4 protein-coding genes are annotated in these 3,115 nt (G+C 71.2%); 1 reads left to right on the top strand and 3 read right to left on the bottom strand.

Annotation, left to right across the window (positions count from 1 at the left end; genetic code table 11):
- Positions 1 to 91 precede the first annotated feature (91 nt).
- From ACWGI8_RS42275 to ACWGI8_RS42285, 3 genes are all read right to left on the bottom strand, one after another.
- Entirely contained in the window at positions 92 to 751 is a 660-nt protein-coding gene (locus ACWGI8_RS42275; protein WP_453668777.1) for an NADPH-dependent FMN reductase, read from the bottom strand.
- Between the two features lie 166 nt (positions 752 to 917).
- Entirely contained in the window at positions 918 to 1,091 is a 174-nt protein-coding gene (locus ACWGI8_RS42280) for a CsbD family protein (RefSeq protein WP_453668778.1), read from the bottom strand.
- Positions 1,092 to 1,194: 103 nt separating this feature from the next.
- On the bottom strand, positions 1,195 to 1,527 hold the full coding sequence (locus tag ACWGI8_RS42285) for a zinc-binding dehydrogenase (protein WP_453668779.1): 333 nt from the start codon (positions 1,525 to 1,527) through the stop codon (positions 1,195 to 1,197).
- Between the two features lie 305 nt (positions 1,528 to 1,832).
- Between ACWGI8_RS42285 and ACWGI8_RS42290 the strand changes: the two genes are divergently transcribed.
- Positions 1,833 to 3,095, top strand: coding sequence for an MFS transporter (locus ACWGI8_RS42290; protein ID WP_453668780.1), 1,263 nt, complete (start codon positions 1,833 to 1,835; stop codon positions 3,093 to 3,095).
- Positions 3,096 to 3,115: the final 20 nt, after the last annotated feature.

A 3,115-nucleotide genomic window follows, 5' to 3' on the forward strand; every position in this document is an offset into this window, starting at 1 on the left:
GGCTGCACTCCTACAATCACCACCGCGGACACACCGCGCTCGCAGGCAAACCACCCGCCAGCCGCGTCCCCAACCTCACAGGGCAATACACCTAGTCCTCCGCCCGCTGGGTGACGGCCGCCTCGGTACGGTCCCCGAGGAACTCGTACCAGCGGCGCTGCAGGCACACGTAGCTCACATCGGCCTCCACCAGGCTGAGGAAGGCCATTACGGTCTCGGCCAGGCGTCCCTGCAGGCCCGAATCGGCGAGGAGGCCGTCCTCGGTGAAGCCCTGGTGCGACTTGGCGAGGCTGAACATGTCCGGATAGACGCGGGTGCCGAGGTGTTCCAGGGGAACCCTCAGCGACCACAGCCCGCGGTTGCCGCCCACCATGGACGGGGAGGCGGACAGAAGCATCGCGTGCTTGGACTTGAACGGCTGCGGCTGGACGCGGGAGACCCAGTCGATCGCGTTCTTCAGCACTCCGGGCATGGAGGCGTTGTACTCCGGGGAGGAGATCACGAAGGCGTCGCAGCGTTCGAGCCGGTCGCGCAGCGCGAGCGCGCCCGTCGGCAGGCCTTCCTCGTCCTCCAGATCGCCGTCGTAGAGGGGCATGTCGAAGTCGCGCATGGTGGCGAGGTCGACGGTGGCGCCGGTGTCGGCGATCAGGCGGGCCACGAGGGAGGCCAGGCGGGCGTTGATGGACCCGGCCCGCAGCGCCGCGCCGAACACCAGCACCCGCAGGGGACCGGGGTGCGCGTCCGTGGGCATGGGGAACTTCCTTCCGGCGTGCGGCCGCCCGGCCAGGACGCCATGAGACCAGTGTGGTCCCGGGTAGGGCCGTCACGCGATCGGAGCGGGCCTTCCGGGCGAGGTTCGACCTCGCCTGGGGCGGCGTCCTGGCCAGGGGCCTGATCAGCACCTGGCAGGTGTCTGCTCAGTGCTTCGTCGCTTTGCGGACCCGGTCGGCCGCCTTCTCCGCCATCTCCTGTGCCTTGCCGCGCAGCTGGTCTCCCTTGCCGTGCCTGACCATGGACTTGTCGCCCATGGTCTTGCCCAGGGTTTCCTTCAGCTTGCCCTTGATCTGTTTTGCCTTGGCGTTGCCCTGCATCAGGATCGCTGTCCTCTCGGGATCAGGTGGGGTACGTCCGCACCTGTTCACCCTGCGCCCGCGTACGGGACGGCGCAAACGCTCGCCCCGTTCGCCGTTCGTCTCAGCCGGCGACCGTGAGGACGATCTTTCCCTTCGTGCGGCCGCTCTCGCCGATCTCGTGGGCCTTGGCGGCCTGTTCGAGGGGGAGCACGGTGTCGATCTCGACGCGCAGCCCGCCCGACTCGACGAGCGCGGCGATCTCCTTCAGGCCCGAGTGGTCGGGTTCGACGATCGTGAAGCCGGCGCGGAGGCCGAGCTCGGCGGCCCGGGGCCTCCAGGTGGGTCTCGGCCGGGGAGGCCACGGAGACGAGCGTGCCGCCCCGGCGGAGGGTCCGGAGGGAGCGGGGGCCGTAGTCCCCGACCGGAGCACGTTCCGCGGCACGGTCCTCGACACGTCCCGCGACACTCCCCGCGGTACGGCTCGCGACACGTCCCGCGACACTCCCCGCGGTACGGCTCGCGACACGTCCCGCGACACTCCCCGCGGTACGGCTCGCGACACGTCCGGCAGTGGCCGGACGCGGCAGTGAGCCGGCGTTCAGGTGAGGTGAACGCGCCCCGCCCACCCGGCGTCGAGGCGGGGTGAACGCACCCGCCCACCCGGAGTAAGGGGCCCACCCCGCTGCGTCCCTATACTGCGCTCATGCCGCCAACAGCCCGCACACCAGCCCACCACCCCTGGCCCGTGGCCGGTCGGATATGACCGCGACCGGCACCCCCGTCCGCGACCGCCGCCGTATCCTCGCCGATCTCACGCCCCTGCGCGCCTCCGTCCACTACCGGCGGCTCTGGTTCGGGAACACCGTCTCCTGGATCGGTCAGGGCATGACGACCCTGGCGATCTCCCTCCAGGTGTACGACATCACCCACTCGACGTTCTCCGTCGGGCTCGTCGGGCTCTTCTCCCTCGTTCCGCTGATCGTCTTCGGGCTGTACGGCGGCGCCGTCGCCGACACCGTCGACCGGCGCAGGCTCGGACTGTTCAGCGCGACCGGGTCCGCGGTGCTGTCGGCCGCGCTCGCCACCGCCGCGTTCGCGGGGTTCCACCACGTGTGGTTCCTGTACGCGGTGGTGTCCGGGCAAGCGGTGTGCGCCGCGCTCAACGCGCCCGCTCGCAGCGCGATGATCCCCCGGCTGCTGCCGGCCGAACAGCTGCCCGCCGCCAACGCCCTCAACTCCATGACGATGACGTCCGGCATGCTGATCGGGCCGATGCTGGGCGGCGTCATCGTCGGATACGGCGGCTACCAGGCCGCGTACCTCATCGACGCCGTCGCGTTCGGCGCAGCGCTCTACGCCATGTGGCGGCTGCCGTCGATGCTCCCCGACCGGGACCGTACGGACACGAAGCGGGCCTCGGTCCTCGACGGGCTGCGCTTCCTCGCCACCCGCCCCAACATCCGCATGACCTTCTTCTCCGACTTCTGCGCGATGATCCTGGCGAAGCCGACGGCGCTGTTCCCCGCCGTCGCCGTGCTCTGGTACGGCGGGGACGCCCGCACGACCGGTCTCCTCGTCGCCGCCCCCGCCGTCGGCGCGCTGCTCGGCGGTGTGTTCTCCGGCTGGCTGGGGCGGATCCGGCGGCACGGGGTGGCGATCCTGCTCGCCGTCGCGGCCTGGGGAGCGGCGATCGCGGTGTTCGGACTGACCAGGAACCTCTGGCTCGGGCTGTTCTTCCTCGCCCTCGCGGGCTGCGCCGACACCGTCTCCATGGTGTTCCGGAACACCATGCTCCAGGCAGCGGCGCCGGACGAGATGCGCGGACGGCTCCAGGGCGTCTTCATCGTCGTCGTCGCGGGTGGACCGCGCCTGGGGGACTTCCTCGCGGGATCGGTCGCCGACCTCACCTCGCCGGTGGTCGCCATCACCGGCGGCGGACTCGCCTGTGTCCTGGCGATCGGTCTGCTCGCCCTGCGTGGACGGGGATTCGTGCGGTACGACGCCCGCGAACCGACGCCGTAGAGCGGCGCCCCCGCGGGGGC

The sequence above is a fragment of the Streptomyces sp. NPDC054841 genome, assembly GCF_053611045.1.